The sequence below is a fragment of the Streptomyces sp. NPDC034037 genome, assembly GCF_055575715.1.
In genome coordinates, this window is record NZ_JBVISC010000002.1 from 925,574 (window position 1) to 943,022 (window position 17,449).

General features: G+C 73.3%; 13 protein-coding genes. 8 read left to right on the top strand and 5 right to left on the bottom strand.

Going from position 1 to position 17,449, the window contains the following annotated elements; all coding sequences use genetic code 11:
- Positions 1 to 33: 33 nt before the first annotated feature.
- A complete protein-coding gene (locus tag ACZ516_RS09660) occupies positions 34 to 945 on the top strand; it encodes a LysR family transcriptional regulator (RefSeq protein WP_469009411.1) in 912 nt (303 codons plus the stop codon).
- A gap of 124 nt (positions 946 to 1,069) precedes the next feature.
- Positions 1,070 to 2,722 (top strand): GMC oxidoreductase, encoded by a 1,653-nt coding sequence (locus ACZ516_RS09665; protein ID WP_469009412.1) that lies wholly within the window; start codon positions 1,070 to 1,072, stop codon positions 2,720 to 2,722.
- A 30-nt stretch (positions 2,723 to 2,752) separates the two neighbouring features.
- Here the strand turns inward: ACZ516_RS09665 and ACZ516_RS09670 are convergent, their stop codons facing one another.
- Both ACZ516_RS09670 and ACZ516_RS09675 read right to left on the bottom strand, forming a co-directional pair.
- The gene (locus ACZ516_RS09670) at positions 2,753 to 3,244 is read right to left on the bottom strand and encodes a carboxymuconolactone decarboxylase family protein (RefSeq protein WP_469009413.1); all 492 of its coding nucleotides are present in this window, start codon (positions 3,242 to 3,244) and stop codon (positions 2,753 to 2,755) included.
- 3 nt (positions 3,245 to 3,247) lie between these two features.
- On the bottom strand, positions 3,248 to 4,324 hold the full coding sequence (locus tag ACZ516_RS09675) for an NAD(P)H-dependent amine dehydrogenase family protein (protein WP_469009414.1): 1,077 nt from the start codon (positions 4,322 to 4,324) through the stop codon (positions 3,248 to 3,250).
- A gap of 227 nt (positions 4,325 to 4,551) precedes the next feature.
- Between ACZ516_RS09675 and ACZ516_RS09680 the strand changes: the two genes are divergently transcribed.
- From ACZ516_RS09680 to ACZ516_RS09700, 5 genes are read left to right on the top strand one after another with little or no spacing between them, the layout of a single operon-like run.
- Positions 4,552 to 5,757 carry a radical SAM protein gene (locus ACZ516_RS09680; RefSeq protein ID WP_358586516.1) on the top strand — a complete coding sequence of 402 codons (1,206 nt, stop codon included), beginning with the start codon at positions 4,552 to 4,554 and terminating at the stop codon, positions 5,755 to 5,757.
- A 7-nt stretch (positions 5,758 to 5,764) separates the two neighbouring features.
- Positions 5,765 to 7,903 (top strand): DegT/DnrJ/EryC1/StrS family aminotransferase, encoded by a 2,139-nt coding sequence (locus tag ACZ516_RS09685; RefSeq protein WP_469009417.1) that lies wholly within the window; start codon positions 5,765 to 5,767, stop codon positions 7,901 to 7,903.
- Complete coding sequence (locus tag ACZ516_RS09690) at positions 7,900 to 9,087, top strand: hypothetical protein (protein ID WP_469009418.1); 1,188 nt, start codon at positions 7,900 to 7,902, stop codon at positions 9,085 to 9,087. Before ACZ516_RS09685 ends, ACZ516_RS09690 begins: the two co-directional genes overlap by 4 nt.
- Positions 9,088 to 9,096: 9 nt before the next feature.
- Positions 9,097 to 10,218: an acyl-CoA synthetase family protein gene (locus ACZ516_RS09695; RefSeq protein WP_469009420.1), complete on the top strand. Its 1,122-nt coding sequence runs from the start codon at positions 9,097 to 9,099 to the stop codon at positions 10,216 to 10,218.
- Between the two features lie 16 nt (positions 10,219 to 10,234).
- Positions 10,235 to 11,095 (top strand): phytanoyl-CoA dioxygenase family protein, encoded by an 861-nt coding sequence (locus tag ACZ516_RS09700; RefSeq protein WP_361086675.1) that lies wholly within the window; start codon positions 10,235 to 10,237, stop codon positions 11,093 to 11,095.
- 16 nt (positions 11,096 to 11,111) lie between these two features.
- Here ACZ516_RS09700 and ACZ516_RS09705 read toward each other — a convergent pair whose 3' ends face one another.
- Both ACZ516_RS09705 and ACZ516_RS09710 read right to left on the bottom strand, forming a co-directional pair.
- Positions 11,112 to 12,062 (bottom strand): Gfo/Idh/MocA family protein, encoded by a 951-nt coding sequence (locus tag ACZ516_RS09705; protein WP_469009421.1) that lies wholly within the window; start codon positions 12,060 to 12,062, stop codon positions 11,112 to 11,114.
- 25 nt (positions 12,063 to 12,087) lie between these two features.
- Positions 12,088 to 13,089 (bottom strand): zinc-dependent alcohol dehydrogenase, encoded by a 1,002-nt coding sequence (locus tag ACZ516_RS09710; RefSeq protein WP_469009423.1) that lies wholly within the window; start codon positions 13,087 to 13,089, stop codon positions 12,088 to 12,090.
- Positions 13,090 to 13,325: 236 nt separating this feature from the next.
- On the opposite strand from ACZ516_RS09710, the gene ACZ516_RS09715 reads away from it, so the two are divergent.
- A complete protein-coding gene (locus tag ACZ516_RS09715) occupies positions 13,326 to 14,837 on the top strand; it encodes a glycoside hydrolase family 3 protein (protein WP_469009424.1) in 1,512 nt (503 codons plus the stop codon).
- Positions 14,838 to 14,868: 31 nt separating this feature from the next.
- Here the strand turns inward: ACZ516_RS09715 and ACZ516_RS09720 are convergent, their stop codons facing one another.
- Positions 14,869 to 17,202 (bottom strand): collagenase, encoded by a 2,334-nt coding sequence (locus ACZ516_RS09720; RefSeq protein ID WP_469009425.1) that lies wholly within the window; start codon positions 17,200 to 17,202, stop codon positions 14,869 to 14,871.
- Positions 17,203 to 17,449 lie beyond the last annotated feature (247 nt).

The window sequence follows — 17,449 nt, forward strand, 5'->3', positions numbered from 1 at the left end:
AGCTTCCCGTTCTCGCCACTAGCATCATCCGTTATGGAGCTCCGGCAGTTGCAGTACTTCGTCGCCGTGGTGGAGGAGGCCAACTTCACCCGCGCCGCGGCCCGGCTGCATCTGGCCCAGCCCGGGGTGAGCGCGCAGATCCGGCGGCTCGAACGCGAGCTGGGCCACCGGCTCCTCGACCGCTCCGGCCGTACGGTGACGCCGACCGAGGTGGGTCGTGCCGTACTGACCCACGCGCGGGCGGCGCTGGCCGCCGCCGAGGGGGCGCGGCGGACCGCGGACGAGTTCACGGGGCTGCTGCGCGGTCATGTCTCGCTCGGTCTCGTGTCCGGCGCGGCCACCCACGAGTTCGACGTGGTGTCCGTGCTCGCCGACTTCCACGACGCGCATCCGCGGGTGGAGATCTCCCTCACCGAGGACACCTCCGACCGGATGCTCGCCGCGCTGCGCCGGGGCGAGCTGGACTTCGCGCTGCTGGGCCTCACGTCGCGGGAGCCGCCGCCGGACGTGGCGCTCGACGTGGTGGTCGACGAGCCGCTGGTCGCCGCCGTGGCGCCGGGCGATCCGCTGCTGCGCCCCGAGGACCGGGCGAGCGTGCCGCTGGCCGAGCTGGCGGGCCGTCCGCTGATCAGCCTGCCGCGCGGCACCGGGCTGCGCGGAGTTCTCGACGCGGCCTGCGCCGAGGCGGGTTTCCGGCCGGTCATCGCCTTCGAGGCCGCCTCGCCCGAGGTCCTCACCCGGCTCGCGGCCCGGGGTCTCGGCGTGGCCGTGCTGCCCGCGCTGCCCGAAGGGACCGCCGCCGGCCTCGGCCTGCGCACGCTGCCGCTCACCGACCCGCGGCCGCGCGGCCGGATCGCGCTGACCTGGCGGGCAGACGGCCCGGCGACGCCCGCGGCCCGCGCCCTCCTCGCCTGCCTGCGGGCGGAGTTGAACGGCGCCGGGTGAGCCGTGAGGGAGCGGGCCGTTCGAGAGGCGGGACCGGACAGAAATTACTTCCAGGTATGGCGTGACTTCCCTTGCGGGGAGCAGTAGAACTCGTTCCAGTTCGCCCCAGAGTAAGGAAGATCCCATGGACGCTGCATCCGAGCCCGGCACGTTGTCCGGCGCGACATCACGGCGGAGGTTCATCGCTGGAACAGGTTCTCTTCTCGGTGGCCTCGCACTCGCGGGCCGCGCCACGCCGGCCGGTGCCCGGAGCGGGCCACGGGCAGCGTCGGCCGCTCCCCTCACGGACGGCGCCCGCGTGGCCGCCCTAGTGATCGGCACCGGGTACGGCGGCTCCGTCGCCGCCCTGCGGCTGGCCGAGGGGGGGGTCGACGTCCACATGGCCGAGATGGGCATGGCCTGGGACACGCCCGGCCCCGACGGCAAGATATTCGCCAACACCACCAGCCCCGACTACCGTTCGTACTGGCTGCGCACCAGGACCAAGCAGCCGCTGAGCAACTTCCTCGGCTTCCCGATCGACAAGGCCGTGCCGCGCCACACGGGCATCCTGGACGCCGAGGAGTTCGGCGGCATCACCGTCTACCAGGGCCGGGGCGTCGGCGGCGGCTCACTGGTCAACGGCGGCATGGCGGTCACCCCGAGGCGCGAGAACTTCGCGGCCGTACTGCCGACGGTCGACGCGGCCGAGATGTACGGCACCTACTACCCGCGGGCCAACGCCGGGCTCGGCGTGAACACCGTCGACCCGGCCTGGTTTGAGACGGCCGAGTGCTACCAGTACGCCCGGGTGGGCCGCGAGCACGCCCGGCGCTCCGGCTTCCCCTTCGTGTTCGTGCCCGACGTGTACGACTGGGACCACATGAAGCGGGAGCAGGCGGGCACCGCCCCGAGGTCCGCGCTGGCCGGGGAGATCCTCTACGGCAACAACCACGGCAAGAAGACGCTCCAGCAGACCTATCTGGCCCGCGCCAAGGCGACCGGCCGGGTCACCGTCTCACCGCTGCACAAGGTCACCACGGTCGCCCCGGCCGCCGGGGGCGGCTACCGGGTCACGATCGACCAGATCGACACCGACGGGAACACCGTCGCCACCAAGGAGGTGACGGCCGACAGGGTCTTCTTCGCCGCCGGCAGCGTCGGCACCAGCAAGCTGCTCGTCAAGCTGCGGGCGACGGGCGCGCTGCCGCGCCTCAACGACGAGGTCGGCACGGGCTGGGGCGACAACGGCAACGTCATGTGCGGGCGCGCCAACCACATGTGGGACGCGACCGGCGCTCTCCAGTCGTCCATCCCGACGGCCGGCATCGACAACTGGGCGGCGGGCGGCGCGTTCGCCGAGGTCGCGCCGCTGCCGACGGGGATCGAGACGTACGCCTCGTTCTACCTGTCGATCACCAAGAACCCGCACCGCGCCCGCTTCACCTGGAACGCGGCGGCGGGCCGGGCCGAACTGGACTGGCAGACCGCCTGGAAGCAGCCCTCCATCGACGCCGCCAAGACGATCTTCGACAAGATCAACGCCAAGGAGGGCACGATCTACCGCACCGACCTCTTCGGCGCGTACAAGATCTGGGGCGACCACCTCACCTACCACCCGCTCGGCGGGGCCGTCCTCGGCCGGGCCACGGACAACTACGGGCGCCTGCAGGGCTATCCGGGGCTCTACGTCATCGACGGCGCGCTGATCCCCGGCAACACCAGCGTCAACCCGTTCGTGACCATCACGGCGCTCGCCGAGCGGAACATCGAGAAGATCGTCGCCACCGATCTATGAGTCCCTCGCCGGCGCCCCACCGGCACCCCGTCAGTGCTTCGGCAGCACGCACACCGTGTCGAGGCCGAGCACATGATTGAGCCGGCCGAACGCCAGCCACGACCCGATGCTCATGCTCAGCTCCACGATCTCGGCCTGGTCGTAGTGCGCGGTCATCCGCGTCCAGAACTCCTCGTCGAGACCGTGGTGGTCCAGGGTGTACCGCTCGGCGTACTCCGCGGCCAGCCTCGTGCGGTCGTCGAAGGCGTCGGTGGTACGCCACCGGGCGACCGCGTCGGCGAACTCCTCCTCCACCTTCCGCCCGTCGCGCTCGGTGCGCCAGTCCAGGCAGAACGCGCAGCCGTTGAGCTGCGCGACCCGCAGCCGCGCCGCCTCGAACTCGCGCAGCCCGAGCGTCGTGTGGGCGTAGACCGCGAGGGAGAAGTGCGACGCGGCCGCGCCGATCTCGGGGACCATCTCGCCCCACACGTAGGGGATCGCGTCCTTGCCCTCGGGGATGTCGATGCGCGGGACCGCGCCCATGGGTCACTTCCTTCCGAGCCGGCCCGCCGCCGGGCGCAGCGGGACGTCGAGTGCGTCGTAGAGGCCGGGTCGGGCGTCAACGAGCCAGTCGATGGCGTTCACCAGGCGGCCGACGGCGGTGGCGTTGCCGCCCGCGGAGCGGTTCTCGCCCTCGTCCGCGGCCTCGACCGTCACCTCGATGCGGGGGCGGCCCTCCACGATCACGCGGTGCGCGCCGTCCCCGCCGCCGGGCGGCGCGGGCCAGTCCGGCGCGCAGGACGGATGGATACGGGTGACGTGCTCGACGACGATGCGGGGTTCGCCTCCCACGATGCCCCGCACCTCGAAGCGGACGGCGCCCTGGGTGCCTGCGGCGAACTCCCCCATCGTGCGCGTGCGCACCGTCGCGCCGAGGGGTCGCCGCGCCAAGGACTCGGTGACGGCGTCCAGTTCGGCGCCGAGCGCCCTGGCGATCAGACGGATCTGGCCGCCCCACACCAGTGTCGGGACCGACGGCGCCAGCATCGGCGGCTCGTACTCCATCGGCTGCCCCATGCCGATGAGGTGGCGGACGGAGTCCTCCTGGTCGTACGTGGAGTAGTCGAAGATCTCCTGGCAGCGGATCGCGTCGACGGTGGTGCCGAGTCCGCTGATCAGCAGGGGCAGTACGTCGTTGGTCCAGCCCGGGTCCACCCCGGACACGAAGAGCGAGCCCCCGCCCGCGGCGACGGCGGCGAGGACCGGGTCCCGGAACTCCGCCGGCGCGCCGTGCCGGTCGTAGAGCGGGTACAGCGCGGGCGTGACCACCACGGCGCCCGCACGGACGGCCCTGACGACGTCGTCCAGGGCCTCGGCGGGGCGCAGGTCGCCGGAGGCCGCGTACACGACGGCGCGCGGTCCGGCGGCGAGCGCGGCGTCGACGTCGTCCGTCGCCGCCACCCCCACCTCCTGTCCGAGCCCGGCGAGTTCGCCGGCGTCCCGGCCGACCTTCGCCGCGCTGTGCACGAGTACGCCCGCGAGCGTGAGCGCCGGATGGGCCTCCACGGCACGGACGGCCGCGCGCCCGACATTGCCGGTGCCCCAGACCACCGTGGGAATCATGCGCGGAGGGTAGCGGCCCGGCCTGAGGGATGACAGAGCCAAGCGCCCCCTGAACCCAGAGCAGTTCGCCGGCGCCCGGCCACTGGGGGCCGGGGCCCGGCCCAAGGGCTCCTTGTGGCGTCAACTCCCTTGTTGTCTAGACCCGTTGACAGTCCGGACCGGTCTCCCTAATGTCGCAAAGGACCGTCTCGAACAGCGTCACCGCACATCGATCGCGTGGGGGGTTCGTGAACAGCACACCCGGTTCCGGCGACATTCGCATCGCGGCCCCACACAATCGAGAAGGCCTGCCGATCGTCAGTCTCGATCAGGCGCACTCCCCGCAGAAGGTCCTCGCCCACGGTGAGTTGCTGCGCCGCTTCGTCGCGGGCCAGGAGATCAAGCCCGTCCATATGCGAATCGGCATCATGGGCGCCTGCAACATGCGCTGCAATTTCTGCAACTTCCACTCCCCCAACGAGGAGCAGTTCTACGACCTGTTCTCGTTCAAGGACTCGATCGCCACCGACAAGGCCGTCACGCTGCTGCGCGAGTTCGCCGCCAACGACGGACGCGCGGTGACCTTCTGCGGCAGCGGTGAGTGCACCATCCACCCGGGCTACACCGAGATCTGCCGGGCGGGGCACGCGGCCGGGCTGCGGATCGGGCTGATCACCAACGGCTCCCGGCTGGGCCGCCCGAAGACGGCCTCCTGCGTCGCCGAGACCCACACCTGGGTCCGCATCGGACTGAACGCGGGCACGGAGGCGACCTTCGACGAGATCACGCGGGACCGCGAGCAGACGTTCTCCCGGTTCATCGGCTCGGTCGGCCGGCTCAGGCAGAGCGCCGTCGACCCCGACTTCCGCATCGGCTTCAACTACGTGATCACCCTGCAGAACTACCGGGAGATCATGGCGGCCGCCCATATCGCCCGGGATTCCGGCGCGCATTACGTGCGTTTCGAACCGGAGTTCTACAGCGCCCTCGGCCACGAGACCATCGAATCGGTGATGCCGGAGATCTCCGAGTCGCTCACCGCCGCCGCCGCGCTCTCCACCCCGGACTTCGAGGTGTCGGTGCCCAAGCTGGACCGCGGGCCGATGGACCAGGTGGAAGAGGTGGAGGGCGACTTCGAGCACTGCCACTACAGCCGTTTCGTCACGGCGGTCGGTGCCGACGGGAACCTGTATCCGTGCCCCCAGGTGCATCTCAACAGCCGCTATCTGATCGGCGACGTGGTCGAGCAGGGGTATGCCGAAGTACTCGAAGGTGGCCCGCGCGCCGAGTGGGAAGCCTCCAACCCGCGCCGGACCGACCTGTGCAAATCGTGTTTCTACCGCCCGCAGAACGAACTCCTGGAACTCCTCAAACGCGGCCAGATCAAACTGGACGAGGCGCTGGACGCCTACGCGCTGGAAGTGCCCAGCACCCTGCACGCCGATTTCGTCTGAGCCGCGCATGCAGCTCCGTCACCTGCGCCGGCTCCTGGCCGCCGAACCGGCCCTGCGCCACGAGCCCTTGGACGGCGCCGGAAGCCGCCCCTCGCGGCTGCGTGCCGTGGTGGCGCGGCTGGCCCGCGTGGAGCGGGCGCCGCTCACCGTCACCGGGAGCCACACCGCCGTGAGCGACGGCCTGCACCGCGAACGGCTGATGTTCGACTCGCCGGTACGCGGCGCCTTCCCCGGCACGCTCCTCGCCCCGCCGAACGGCGCGCCCGGCCCGGCCGTCCTCGTCCTCGGCGGCAAGAACGCCCGCCTCGACCAGCTCACCGGCGCCGAGCCCCCCGACCACCCGGACCGCAACGTCGCCGAACAGCTGGCCCGCGCGGGCTTCGTCACCCTCTCCTTCGACCACGGCATCGGCGGCGGCCTGGACGGCGGGCGCAGGGCCGGGCGGGACGAGGGCACGCTGCTCGCCCACGCGTTCACGCTGACCGGCCGCTCGCTGCTGGGCGCGCTCGTCGGTGACGCCCTGGGCGCACTCGACGTCCTCGCGGCCCATCCACGGGTGGACGCCGAACGCGTAGGCCTGTTCGGGCACAGCCTCGGCGCGGCGGTCGCCCTGCACACCGCGCTGCTCGCACCCCGCGCGGGTCTGCCGCTCTGCGCGGCCAGTCATCTGGGCAGCTACCATGCGCTGTTCGTGCGGCTCCTGACGGGCCACGAGGGAGCGGTGCTTCCCGGCATCCTGGAGTACGCCGACCTGGCCGACCTGTATGCCGCGCTCGCTCCGGCCCCGCTCCAGCTCCAGTACGGCACGGCCGACGCCTACCTGGAACCGGCCGACGCGCGGGCCGCCGCGGAGACGGTCCGCGTGGCGTACGAGAGCGCCGGGTCGGCAGCCGCCTCCTCGGGCGCCTTTGCGCTGGAGGTGCACGAGCTGCCCATGGGCCACGGCACGCACGTCGGCCACGCGGCGGACTTCTTCACGCGCGCCCTGTCCGCAGGGCGGCGGGCCGCTCCCGCTCCGGTCCCGGCCCAGCGCGTCCACTTCACCGTGTCCGACCGGCGCGCCGTGCTCGACCGCGTCGACGCCGCGCTCGCCTCCGGTGTCCTCACCCAGGGCCCGCAGGTCGCCCGGTTCGAGGAGCTGGCCCGCCCCTGGACCGGCACCCGGACCGCCGCCGTCGCCTCCGGTTCGGCGGCCCTGGAGATCGCACTGCGCGTCATCGGCGTGTCCGGCCGCACGGTGCTCATGCCCGTCAACACGTTCTTCGCGACGGCCGCGGCGGCGGTGCGCGCCCAGGCGGCCATACGTTTCGTCGACATCGAGCTCGACGGCCTCGGCATGGACCCGGACGCGCTGCGCGTCGCCCTGGACCGGTATCCCGATACGGCCGCCGTGCTGCCGGTCCACATTGGCGGCATCGTGTCACCCGCGCTCGACGGGGTCCTCGCGCACTGCCGGGAGCGCGGCATCCCCGTGGTGGAGGACGCCGCGCACGCCTTCGGCGCCACGCTGGACGGGCGTCCGGCGGGCGGCTTCGGCCGGTTCGGCGCCTTCTCCTTCTTCCCGACGAAGGTCGCCGTCAGCGGTGAGGGCGGCCTGCTGTCCGCCGCGCTGCCCGGCGATCTGGAGCAGGTGCGGCGCTGGCGCGACCACGGCAAGAGCGCCCAGGGCTCCACCCTGCACGACCGCCCGGGCGGCAACTGGCGGCTGAGCGAACTCCACGCCGCCGTCGGCACGGTCGACCTGGAGCGCTTCTCCCGCACCCTGGCGAGGCGCCGCGAACTGGCGGCCCGCTACGACGCGTTGCTCGCCGACGTGCCGGGTATCCGGCCGCACGCCGTGCCCCGTGCCTCGGGCGGCAACTTCTACAAGTACCTCGCCTATCCCGACCCCGACGGGCCGCTGGACCGCGCGCTCCTGAAGAAGCGGCTGCGGGAGCGGCACGGCGTGGCGCTCGCCGGTGAGGTGTACGACCATCTGCTGTGCGACCACCCCTACTTCGCGTCCGGCGCCCACCGGGCGGCGCCCGGCGGGTTCGAGCACGCCCGCTGGTTCGCCCGGCACCATGTCGCGCTGCCGTTGTACCCGTCCCTGACGGAGGCCGAGCAGATCCGGGTGGTCGCCGCGCTCCGCAGCGAGCTGTCGTGACGGCGGTGGTCGGCGCGTTCCGCAGGGGTGGCTGGCACACCTCCCCGGACACCGCCGCGCTGCCGGGCACGAGGACGGCGTACCGTCTCGCGCTGGTCCCGGAGATCGTCGCCGACGCCGACCACAAGTGGTGGCAGGCCGTGCGCACCGATCTGCCGCCGCTCACCGACCGCCGTGAACTGCTGCTCGCCGCCCTGGAGTTGTTCGCCCAGGGCAGGGTCGAGATCGGGGGTCTCGGCGAGCAGGACGCCGACGGCTTCCGCGCGGCGCTGTGGGAGACGGCGGGGCTGCCCGGACCGCTCGTGGACCGCTGGTGCGCACTGCTCCGCGAGAGCCTGCTGAAAGTGGACGCCGGGGCGCCGGCCGACGACCGGCTGGCCCTCGTCGCGCTGCCGGGGAACACCTTCACCTGCCTGGACTCCGTGCTCGGCGAGGCCGAGCGGTCCGGAGCCGTGTGGGTGCGCCCCAGCCGGCGCGAGCCGCTCTCCGCCGCCCGGCTCGTCGCCGCCCTGCTCGCCGTCGGCTGGCCCGCCGCCCGCCTCGGCCTCTACCCCTGCGCGCAGCGGTCGCTGCACGGCCTGTTGCGGCGCGCCGACCGCCAGGTGGTCTACGGCGGGACCGGCCTGGCCGCGGCACTGCGTACGGCCCCCACGCTCACCCTGCACGGGCCGGGCCGGGGCTGCGCCCTGGTGCCCTCCGGGATGCCGGCCGGCGAGGCCGTGGCCTGGCTGCTGCCCCTGGTCGCGGGCGATTCGGGGCGGTTCTGCAGCAACGTACGCACCATCGTCTGCGCGGACCGAGAACAGAGCGCCTCCCTCGCGTCCTCTCTCGCCGACGCCCTCGACGCGATCGCCCCGGGCCGCCACGACACCGACTGGCCGCTCACCGTCTTCCGTGACCCGGAAACGGCCCACCAGGCCCTGCGCTCGGTCCGGGAGCGGATGCGCCCGGACGACCGGATGCTCACCCGCCGGGGCCCGATCGCCCTCGTCGACGGAGCCCCCTGCGTACTGCCCCGGCTCGTGCTGATCCAGGACCCCGAAGGCCATCCCCTGGTCGGCCACGAAGTCCCCTTCCCCTTCGCCGCCGTCCTGCACGCGCGGCCCGACGCCGTGCGGTCCTTCACCGCCGGGTCCCTGTTCGTGCACCGCCCTGTGCCGTCCGCGCCCCGCCCAGCGAAGTGAGGCCCCGTGATGACCACCGCCTTCGGCACGCTTGCCGCCACCTTGCGCACGCGGGTCCCGGAGCTGGGCATCGACCTCGACTCGTGGACGCGGCGCATGATGCGCTGGCACTTCGACCCGCGGACGGCGAGCCCCTTCTGGGCGGCCCGGCGCGGCTCGCTCGGCTTCGACCCCGTCAAGGACGTCGACGGCTTCGCCGCGCTAAAGCTGTTCGGCCTCTTCGACAAGGCGGAACTGCGCGCCGCCCACGCCCGTGACCTGCTGCCCCGCGGCTACCGCGACCGGCCCTTCCGCGTCTTCGAGACCGGCGGCACCACCGGCGCGCCCTGCCGGATCGTCAACGTCACGCGCCTGGCGTACGACGTGGAGATCTACCGCACGGTCCTGGAGGCGCGCGGCGTGGCGGGCGGCGACGTCCTCGCCATGACGCCGAGCGGCCCGCACGCCTACGGGCACTTCGTGGAGGGCCTCGCGGACAGCTGGTGCGGCGCCGTGCACTCCATCGACTTCGACCCGCGCTGGGTGAAGGCCGCGCTGCGCTCGGGCGGTGAGACGGACGCGTACACCGCGCACCTGGTCGACCAGACCCTGACCCTGCTGGCCGCCGAGCGCCCCGCACTGCTCTTCACCACCTCGCGGCTGCTTCTGGAGCTCGCGATGCGGCTGCCGCGCCCCCTGCATGCCTTCGGCGTCCGCGCGGTGTGCACGGGCGGGACGTCGTGCACCGCGGCCGAGGCCCGGTTCCTGCGCGAGGAGCACCTGGCGGGCGTGCAGTGGATCGACACGTACGGCAACACGCTGGTCGGGCACGCGCTCCAGGGCGACGCGGCGGCGGGCGCTGCGGCCGGGCTGCCGGACGGGGCGGGGCACTCCTACCATCTGCCGCCGCCCTTCGCGGTGCTGCGGGTCGTGGACCCCGCCGACCCGTGGCGCGAGGTCGCCGTCGGCGGGCGCGGGCGCGTGCGGGCCACGACGCTCCTCGAAGACCTCTTCCTGCCGAACCTCCTGGAGCGGGACAGCGCGGTCAGGACCGGCCCGCACCCCTGGTTCCCCTGGGACGGGGTGGCCGCGGTGCGGCCCTTCCGGGCGGACGGCGAGGGCTCCGCCGAGGCGGTGGAAGGCGTCTACTGACCGAAGGACACCCCCAGTGAACTTGTCGTCGAACGGCGTGCCCATCCCCTTCACGCCGGAACTCTTCGGCCGGCTGCGGCCCAGCGCCGACCTGCTGTCGCCGCGCGATGCGGCGGCGCTGCGCGCGCGGCTCCATGCGGACGGCTACCTGTACCTGCCGGGGCTGCTCGACCGCGGGGAGGTGCTGGGGCTGCGCGGCCGGTACTTCTCGCTGTTCCCGCCGGGGCTGCTCGCGGCGGGCAGCGACCCGCGCGACGGCGTGTTCTCCGGGCGGGTGCCCGCGCGGATCCCGGAGTACGGGGTTCCGGGGCATCCCGCGTACGCCTTCGTGCGCTCGGCGCCCTTCGCCCGGTTCGTGGGCGACCCCGCCCTCGCCGCGCTCGCCTCCCAGCTCCTCGACGCCGACGTCCGGATGCTGCCGCGCCGCATCCTGCGCCACTTCCACCGGGGCACGCGCCGCGCCTCGCGCGCCCATGTCGACTTCGACTACATGGACCGGGGTTCGCCGCGCGTCGTCACCCTGTGGATCCCCGTCGGCGACTGCCCGCCCGCGACCGGCGCGCTCGTGTACCTGGAGGGCTCGCACCGGCTGGCACCGGAGGAGTACGCGCCGCTGCGCGACATCACCGACCGGCCGGGCGACCGCCGCCAGATCTGCCACGACCTGGCGCTCACCGCCCGTACGCTGGGCCGCCGCTGGCTCTGGGCGGACTTCGCGGCGGGCGACGTGATGGTGCACCTGCCGCACATCATCCACGCGTCCCTGGACACCACGACGGACACGATGCGCCTGTCCGTCGACGCCCGCTTCGTACGCCGCGACGACCGACCCGACCCGCGCTGGCTGCGGCCCTGGTCGGCGGACGACGGGGCGTGAGGTGCCCGTCGGGCGATCAGGTCCCGAGTCGGATCGGGCGGGCGCCCATCGCGTTCGAACGCTGTGCCGCCGTGATCACATCATCCACCAGCCGGGCCTCCGCCACCGGGCACACCGGCGCCCGGCCCTGCCTGACGGCCGCCGCGAAGTCGGCGAACAGCGGCTGGTGGGGGTTGGCCGCCGGGGGCAGGTGGAGCGGGGCCCCGGTCAGCCCCACGAGCCGTCCCGCATCGAGCGGGTCGAGCGTCACGGCGCGCCCGCCCCCGGTCAGCTCGACGCGGTTCACGGGCGGGCCCTCGCCCCACTCCAGGAGGCAGCGCGCCCTCAGCCCCGACGGCCAGGTCAGGGTGAGGTCGGCCCGCCGCTCCGCGCCTTCGGGGAAGCGGTCGCCGAGCCGCGCCGTCAGCTCGTACGGCTGCCCGAAGAGGTGGAGCAGCAGGTCGACGCGGTGGCTTCCGGCGTCGGCGAGTACGCCACCGCCCGAGACGGCGGGGTCGGTGCGCCAGCGCATCGGGTCGCCGGGGCCCGGATCGAAGGAGCACCGGAAGCGCACGTCGACCCGCTCGGGCGTCCACCGGGCGAGTTCCGCGCGCAGTCGGCGCGGGGCGGGCGCGAGCCTGCGGTAGTACGCGACGCCCGCGCACCGCCCGGCCACCGCCAGCGTGCCGCCGGTGGCCAGGCCCCCGGCGAGCGGCTTCTCGACGAGGACCGGCAGCCCGGCGTCCAACGCAGCGCGGGCGAGCGGCACATGACTCGCGACGGGCGTGGCGACGTACACGGCGTCGACGTCCGTGAGCAGCAGCCCGGGGTCGGCGCCGGACCTGGCGACGCCGAACCGCCGGGCGACGCGCGCCGCGCGGTGCGGGTCGCGGCCCCACAGGGCGGCCGGTTCCTCGCCGAGCGCGCGCAGGGCCGGCAGCGCGCGGCGCGTCACGATGTCGCCGTATCCGGCGATGGCCCACCTCACGGGTTCAGGGCGCACGCCCGCGGGTTCACGGGACGATCGCCACCTTCAGCGTCTCGCGCGGCGGCCCGGCGTAGGGGGCGTGCTCGCCGTCGGGGTACAGGGCGCGGCTCGCGGAGAGCTGCTCCATGGCCTTCGGCAGCTCGTCCAGGGGGTAGGTGTGCGTGTGCAGGTCGGGCAGGCGCAGGGCGTCCGTGCGGCGGTGGGCGAGGCGTTCGGCGGCGGCGAGGGCTTCGGCGCGCGCGGTGTCCAGGGGTTCGGCGGAGCTGTGCACCCGCAGTCCCTTGCGCTCCCAGGTGACCAGGTCGAGGGTGACGTGCGTGTCGATGTGATGGGTGCCGAGGAGGACGACGAGACCGTTCTGGCGTACGAGTCCGACGCAGGCGTTGAGCGTGGTGGGCGTGCCGACGGCATCCACGGCGACGTCGAAGTCCGCGCCGATCGCCGCCAGTTGTTCGCTGCCGCCGTCCACGCGGCGTACCGCGTCGGCGCCCGCGGCGGACGACCGTTCGAGGCGCCAGGCGTCGAGGTCGGCGACGACGGCCTCGGCGGCGCCGCGGGCCAGCGCGACACGCAGCGCCAGCTGCCCGACGGGACCCTGCCCGACGATCGCCACACGGTCGCCGAGCCGCACGCCGCGGGTGGCGTGCACGGCCAGCGGCAGCAGTTGCAGGATCGCGCCCTGCTCGAAGGGGACGGCGTCGGGCAGCGCACCCACGGATATCTCGCGGGCCAGCGCGAAGTCGGCGTACCCGGTGGTGAGCGGGGTCCGCACGAAGACCCGCTGCCCGGGCACGACCCGGCTCACGCCGGCGCCGGTCGCCTCGACGGTCCCGGCGATCTCATGACCGAAACAGCCCTCGGAGCAGTGCGCGCGCAGGCCGTAGTAGTGGAAGTAGGCGAGGTCGCTGCGGTTGCAGACCGTGCAGGCGCGCACGCGCACGAGCACCTCCAGCGGCCCCGGCTCCGGCACCGCCACGTCGGTGACCAGTCTGATGTCGCGCCTGCCGACGAGTTCATACCTGCGCATGGCCTTCCCCCCACCGGTTGCGATCAGCGGACGACTCCAGCATCGCCCAACATCTCCTCGCGGGAGTTCGATTCGCCCGCCTCGGCCGGTTCCGGCTTCTTGACAGCTCCGATCGCCGCGCGCCAATATCCACTATCCGATTGGCCTGGACCAATCTGCAGGAGCCCCGCTGGGTGCCCCACGTCCCACGGGCCACGCCCCGTACGCCACGTACCCGCACCTTCGGAGGTCGCGCCATGGCACCGAGCAGTGACCCCACTCTGGAGCAGCTGGCCAACTCCGTGCTGCAGCCCGGCTTCGAGGGCACCACGGCCCCCGACTGGGTGCGCCGCCGCATCGCCGAGGGCCTGCGCTCCGTCGTGCTGTTCGCGCGGAACATCGAGACGCCCGAGCAGGTCGCCCGCCTCACCGCGAGCCTGCGCGCGGAGAACCCGGACCTCATCGTCGCCATCGACGAGGAGGCGGGCGACGTGACCCGTCTGGAGGCGTGGACGGGCTCGTCCCGGCCCGGCAACCTCGCCCTCGGCGCGGTGGACGACATCGACCTGACCGAGCGCGTGGCGCACGACATCGGCCGCGACCTGCACGCCGCCGGCGTGTCCCTCAACTTCGCGCCCAGCGCGGACGTGAACTCCAATCCCCTCAACCCGGTGATCGGCGTACGCTCCTTCGGCTCCCGCACCGACCTCGTCTCCCGTCACACGGCCGCCTGGATCCGCGGCCTGCAGAGCGCCGGCGTCGCCGCCTGCGCCAAGCACTTCCCCGGCCACGGGGACACGGTGGTCGACTCGCACTACGGTCTGCCGCAGGTGCGGGGCTCCGCCGAGGAGATCGCGCTCACGGCGCTGCCGCCGTTCATCGCCGCGCAGGAGGCGGGCGTCCGCGCGGTGATGACCGCCCATGTGCTGGCTCCCGCGTACGACCCCGACCTGCCGGCGACGCTCAGCCACCGCATTCTGGTGGACCTGCTCCGCGGCGAGCTGGGGTTCGACGGGCTCCTGGTCACCGACGGCATCGAGATGGGCGCCGTCACCGACCGCTACGGCATCGACGGGGCCACCGTCCGGGCGGTCGCGGGCGGGGTGGACGCGGTGTGCGTGGGCGGCGAGAGCGCCGCGGAGGCCACGGTCGACCTGCTCGCCACGGCCCTGGTCAAGGCCGTGCTCGGCGGCTCGCTCCCCGAGGAGCGGCTGGCGGCGGCGAGCGCCCGGGTCGCGGCGTTCGCCGCGTGGTCGGGTGAGCGCTCCCGGGCCGTGGCGGGGGCGGTGCGGGACTCGGACATCGGCCTGGTCGCGGCGCGCCGCGCGGTCCGCGTGCGCCACCGCTCCAAGACGGCGCTGCCCGTCACGGGCGCGCCGCACGTGGTGGAGCTGTCCCCCACGATGAACCTCGCCGTCGACGGCCACACCCCGTGGGGCGTCGCCGGCCCCCTGCGCGACCTGCGCCCGGGCACGACGTCCGTACGCCTGACCGAGCCCGAACTGGCCCACGAGGGCGACCTTTTGGAGCGGGAGGCCCTGGCTCCGGCGACGGGCCGCGCCTTGGTGGTGGTGGTCCGCGACGCGGCCCGCCACCGCTGGATGACCGACACGCTGACCCGCCTCCTGCGCAGCCGCCCCGACGCGCTGGTGGTCGAGATGGGCGTCCCGGGGGGCGACACGCCGGGCGCCGCCCATCTGATCACGCACGGTGCGACCCGGGTGTCCGGGATCGCGGCGGCGGAACTCCTGGTGGGGGCCGGCGCCTGACCCGCCCCGCCGGGCGCCGGCCCCGTACGGTTCAGCCCTTGAGTGGGCCCTCGCAGTCGTAATCGGCGCTGCCCGCCCGGCCGTTGGACCAGATCTCCACCTGGCCGAACGAACAGTTCATGTCGGCGAGGTTGTTGTGCCCTGCCTCGGCACGGTCGAGCAGGTAGTAGTCCACCGTCTCCGACATGTCCTCGAACACGGCGTCCGGATCGCCGGACGCGCTCAGGTTGGCGGTGATCCGCCCGGTGCAGAGGTAGCGGGGGCGCTCCGGGGCGCCGTTCGAGCGGCACTCGGGCGTGCTGCCCGTCGTCGCCTTGAAGGAGTCGCGGACCTGGGCGGCCGTGGTGTCGCGCAGCCGCGCCACCGGCACGTACGTCGTGTCCGGCACGAACAGCTCGTCGACGTGGGCGATCTGCCGGTCGAGGAAGGCGTCGTACGCGCTCTGCAGCCCGCTGTCCTTGCCGAGCCGGTCGCGCCAGGCGTCGAAGCCCGCCGGGTCGTCGGCGCGCAGCAGGGCGTACATCTCCCGGATGAGCGTGGGCCGTTCGCTCCACAGGAACTCGAAGAAGGTGCCCGCGTAGTCGTAGAAGCGGAAGCCGTCCCCGTCGTACGTGGCGTGCAGCAGCCGGTCGACGCTCATCCTCGGGCCGCCGCCCGCCGTGTCGTCGATGATGCCCTGGACCAGTGACTTGCGGACCTTGACGCCGTCGTCGCGGGTGGCGCCGTCGAAGAACTCGGCGGTGCCCTCGTCCATCGCGGTGGTCCGGTCGCCCTCGTACCAGGGACCCTCGCCGAAGAAGCCGGGGACCGCCCAGCGGCCGTTGAGATAGTGCGTGTACTCGTGCCGGAAGAGCTCTTCCAGGGTCAGTGTCGAGTCCTGCGGGACGCGCCGCTGGTAGGTGTAGAAGGTCGCGCCCTGCTCGATGTAGACGCCGCCGTTGTTCGTGTCCATCCCGGTGAGCAGCGGGTGGTAGTTCTCGTAGTCGGCGCGGGAGGCGTAAAGCACCGTGGTCAGAGTGGTGTTGGGGTCGCCGGCGAGTGGTTCCCGGGTGCCGATGACGCGGTGGAACTGGGCCTTGACCTGCTTGCTCGCGTAGTAGAGCTGGTCGACGGTCCCCCGGTCGAGTGCGGTACGGGCCTTCATCCCGCCCTTGTCGTACGTGAAGGTGCGCGGGAAGAGGCGGCGTTCGATGTCCGCCTTGCAGACCTTGTACGGCGCGCAGGCCCCGTATTCGTTCAGCCAGGTGGCGACCTTGGCCCAAGGGGCGCTGCCTTCGCCGAAGTTGCGCGTGGTGACGGCGACCAGGCCGCCGAGTCCGGAGACGATCTCGCTCCTCAGCCCCTCGATCTGGCCGAACCTGCCGTACTCGCTGAGCGCGTCGCGGACCACCCAGGCGTTGGCCGTGCCCTTGAGGTGGGTGTGGCCGGCGAAGGCCTTGAAGGCGGCGCGGTAGGACGGGTCGGCCTTGACCGCCGCGTGGAAGGCGGTGTCCTGGTTGCCGGGATACACGCCCAGGTAGTTCAGCGACAGCGCGGCAAGCGCCGACCCGGCCCAGAAGGTGTCCTTGGCGGTCTCGGGGTGCGCGGCGTCCATGGTGGCCAGCACCCTTTTGACGAGCGGAAGTTGGTGCTGGCGCAGCCCGGGGGCGCTCGCCGCGTAGAGGGCCTCGCGCAGGGACTCGGCGTTGGAGCGGGTCACGTCGAAGGTGCGGGGGGCCGTGCCGTACGCGGCGACGGCCCGGCGCATGGCGTCGACGGTCGGGGCGTCGGTGACGTCGATCTCGTCGTGCGAGAAGTCCTGGTAGGCGACGGCGTGGAGGTAGGTGAGCAGCTCCAGGAGGTTGCTGCCGTTCTTGCCGTCGTGGGTGGCGGCGAGCCGGGTGACGCGGGCGGAGACAGCTTGGACGTGCGCGTCGGACATGACGGGGGCGAGTCGCCGGTCCCAGTTCCAGATGAGCCCGCTCAGACAGCCGTTGGCGGTGACGGCGGGGTCGGCGAGGAAGTCGGTGAACCGCTCGGGGGACAGACCGGTGACGCCGTCGAGGGTGCAGGGGGCCACCGCGCCCTTCGCCCCGGCGCCCTGCGGTTTGGCGGTACGGCCGGGGGTGCCGCCGCCCGTGAGGCCACCGGGCGCCGGGATCTTGTACACGCCGGGCCTGGGGGCCTTCGCCCGGCGGTCGACGATGTCCAAGGGGTTCGGTTCGGCGGCCTTGCCCGTGGCGACGGAGGCGGAGGCGTGGCGGGGGGCCGCGGGGGCGGGGTCGGCCGCCGCGTATCCGTACTGGGCGGCCGTGGCGCAGAGGGTCGCCGCTATCGCGCCGGCGAGCGCGGATCTGCGCAGGGTTCGTGGACGTGGCTGGGACACCGATGGCTCCTGTGTGGGGTGGGAAGGTACTGCCTCGGTCAACTGCCTTGTGCGCGACGGCCCTTGAGGTGGCGTGCGAGTGACGTGTGCATGGCCGCCGCCTGACCATGTGATGCGTAACGTAGTAATGTGATATTGCACTGACAACCCCTCAGGAACGAGGAAACGGGAAATCTCCCGGGTCCCGGGGACTCTGCGGACCGCCCCGCGCGGGGTCACGGGGGGGCACGCGGGACGGGGCGTGGCA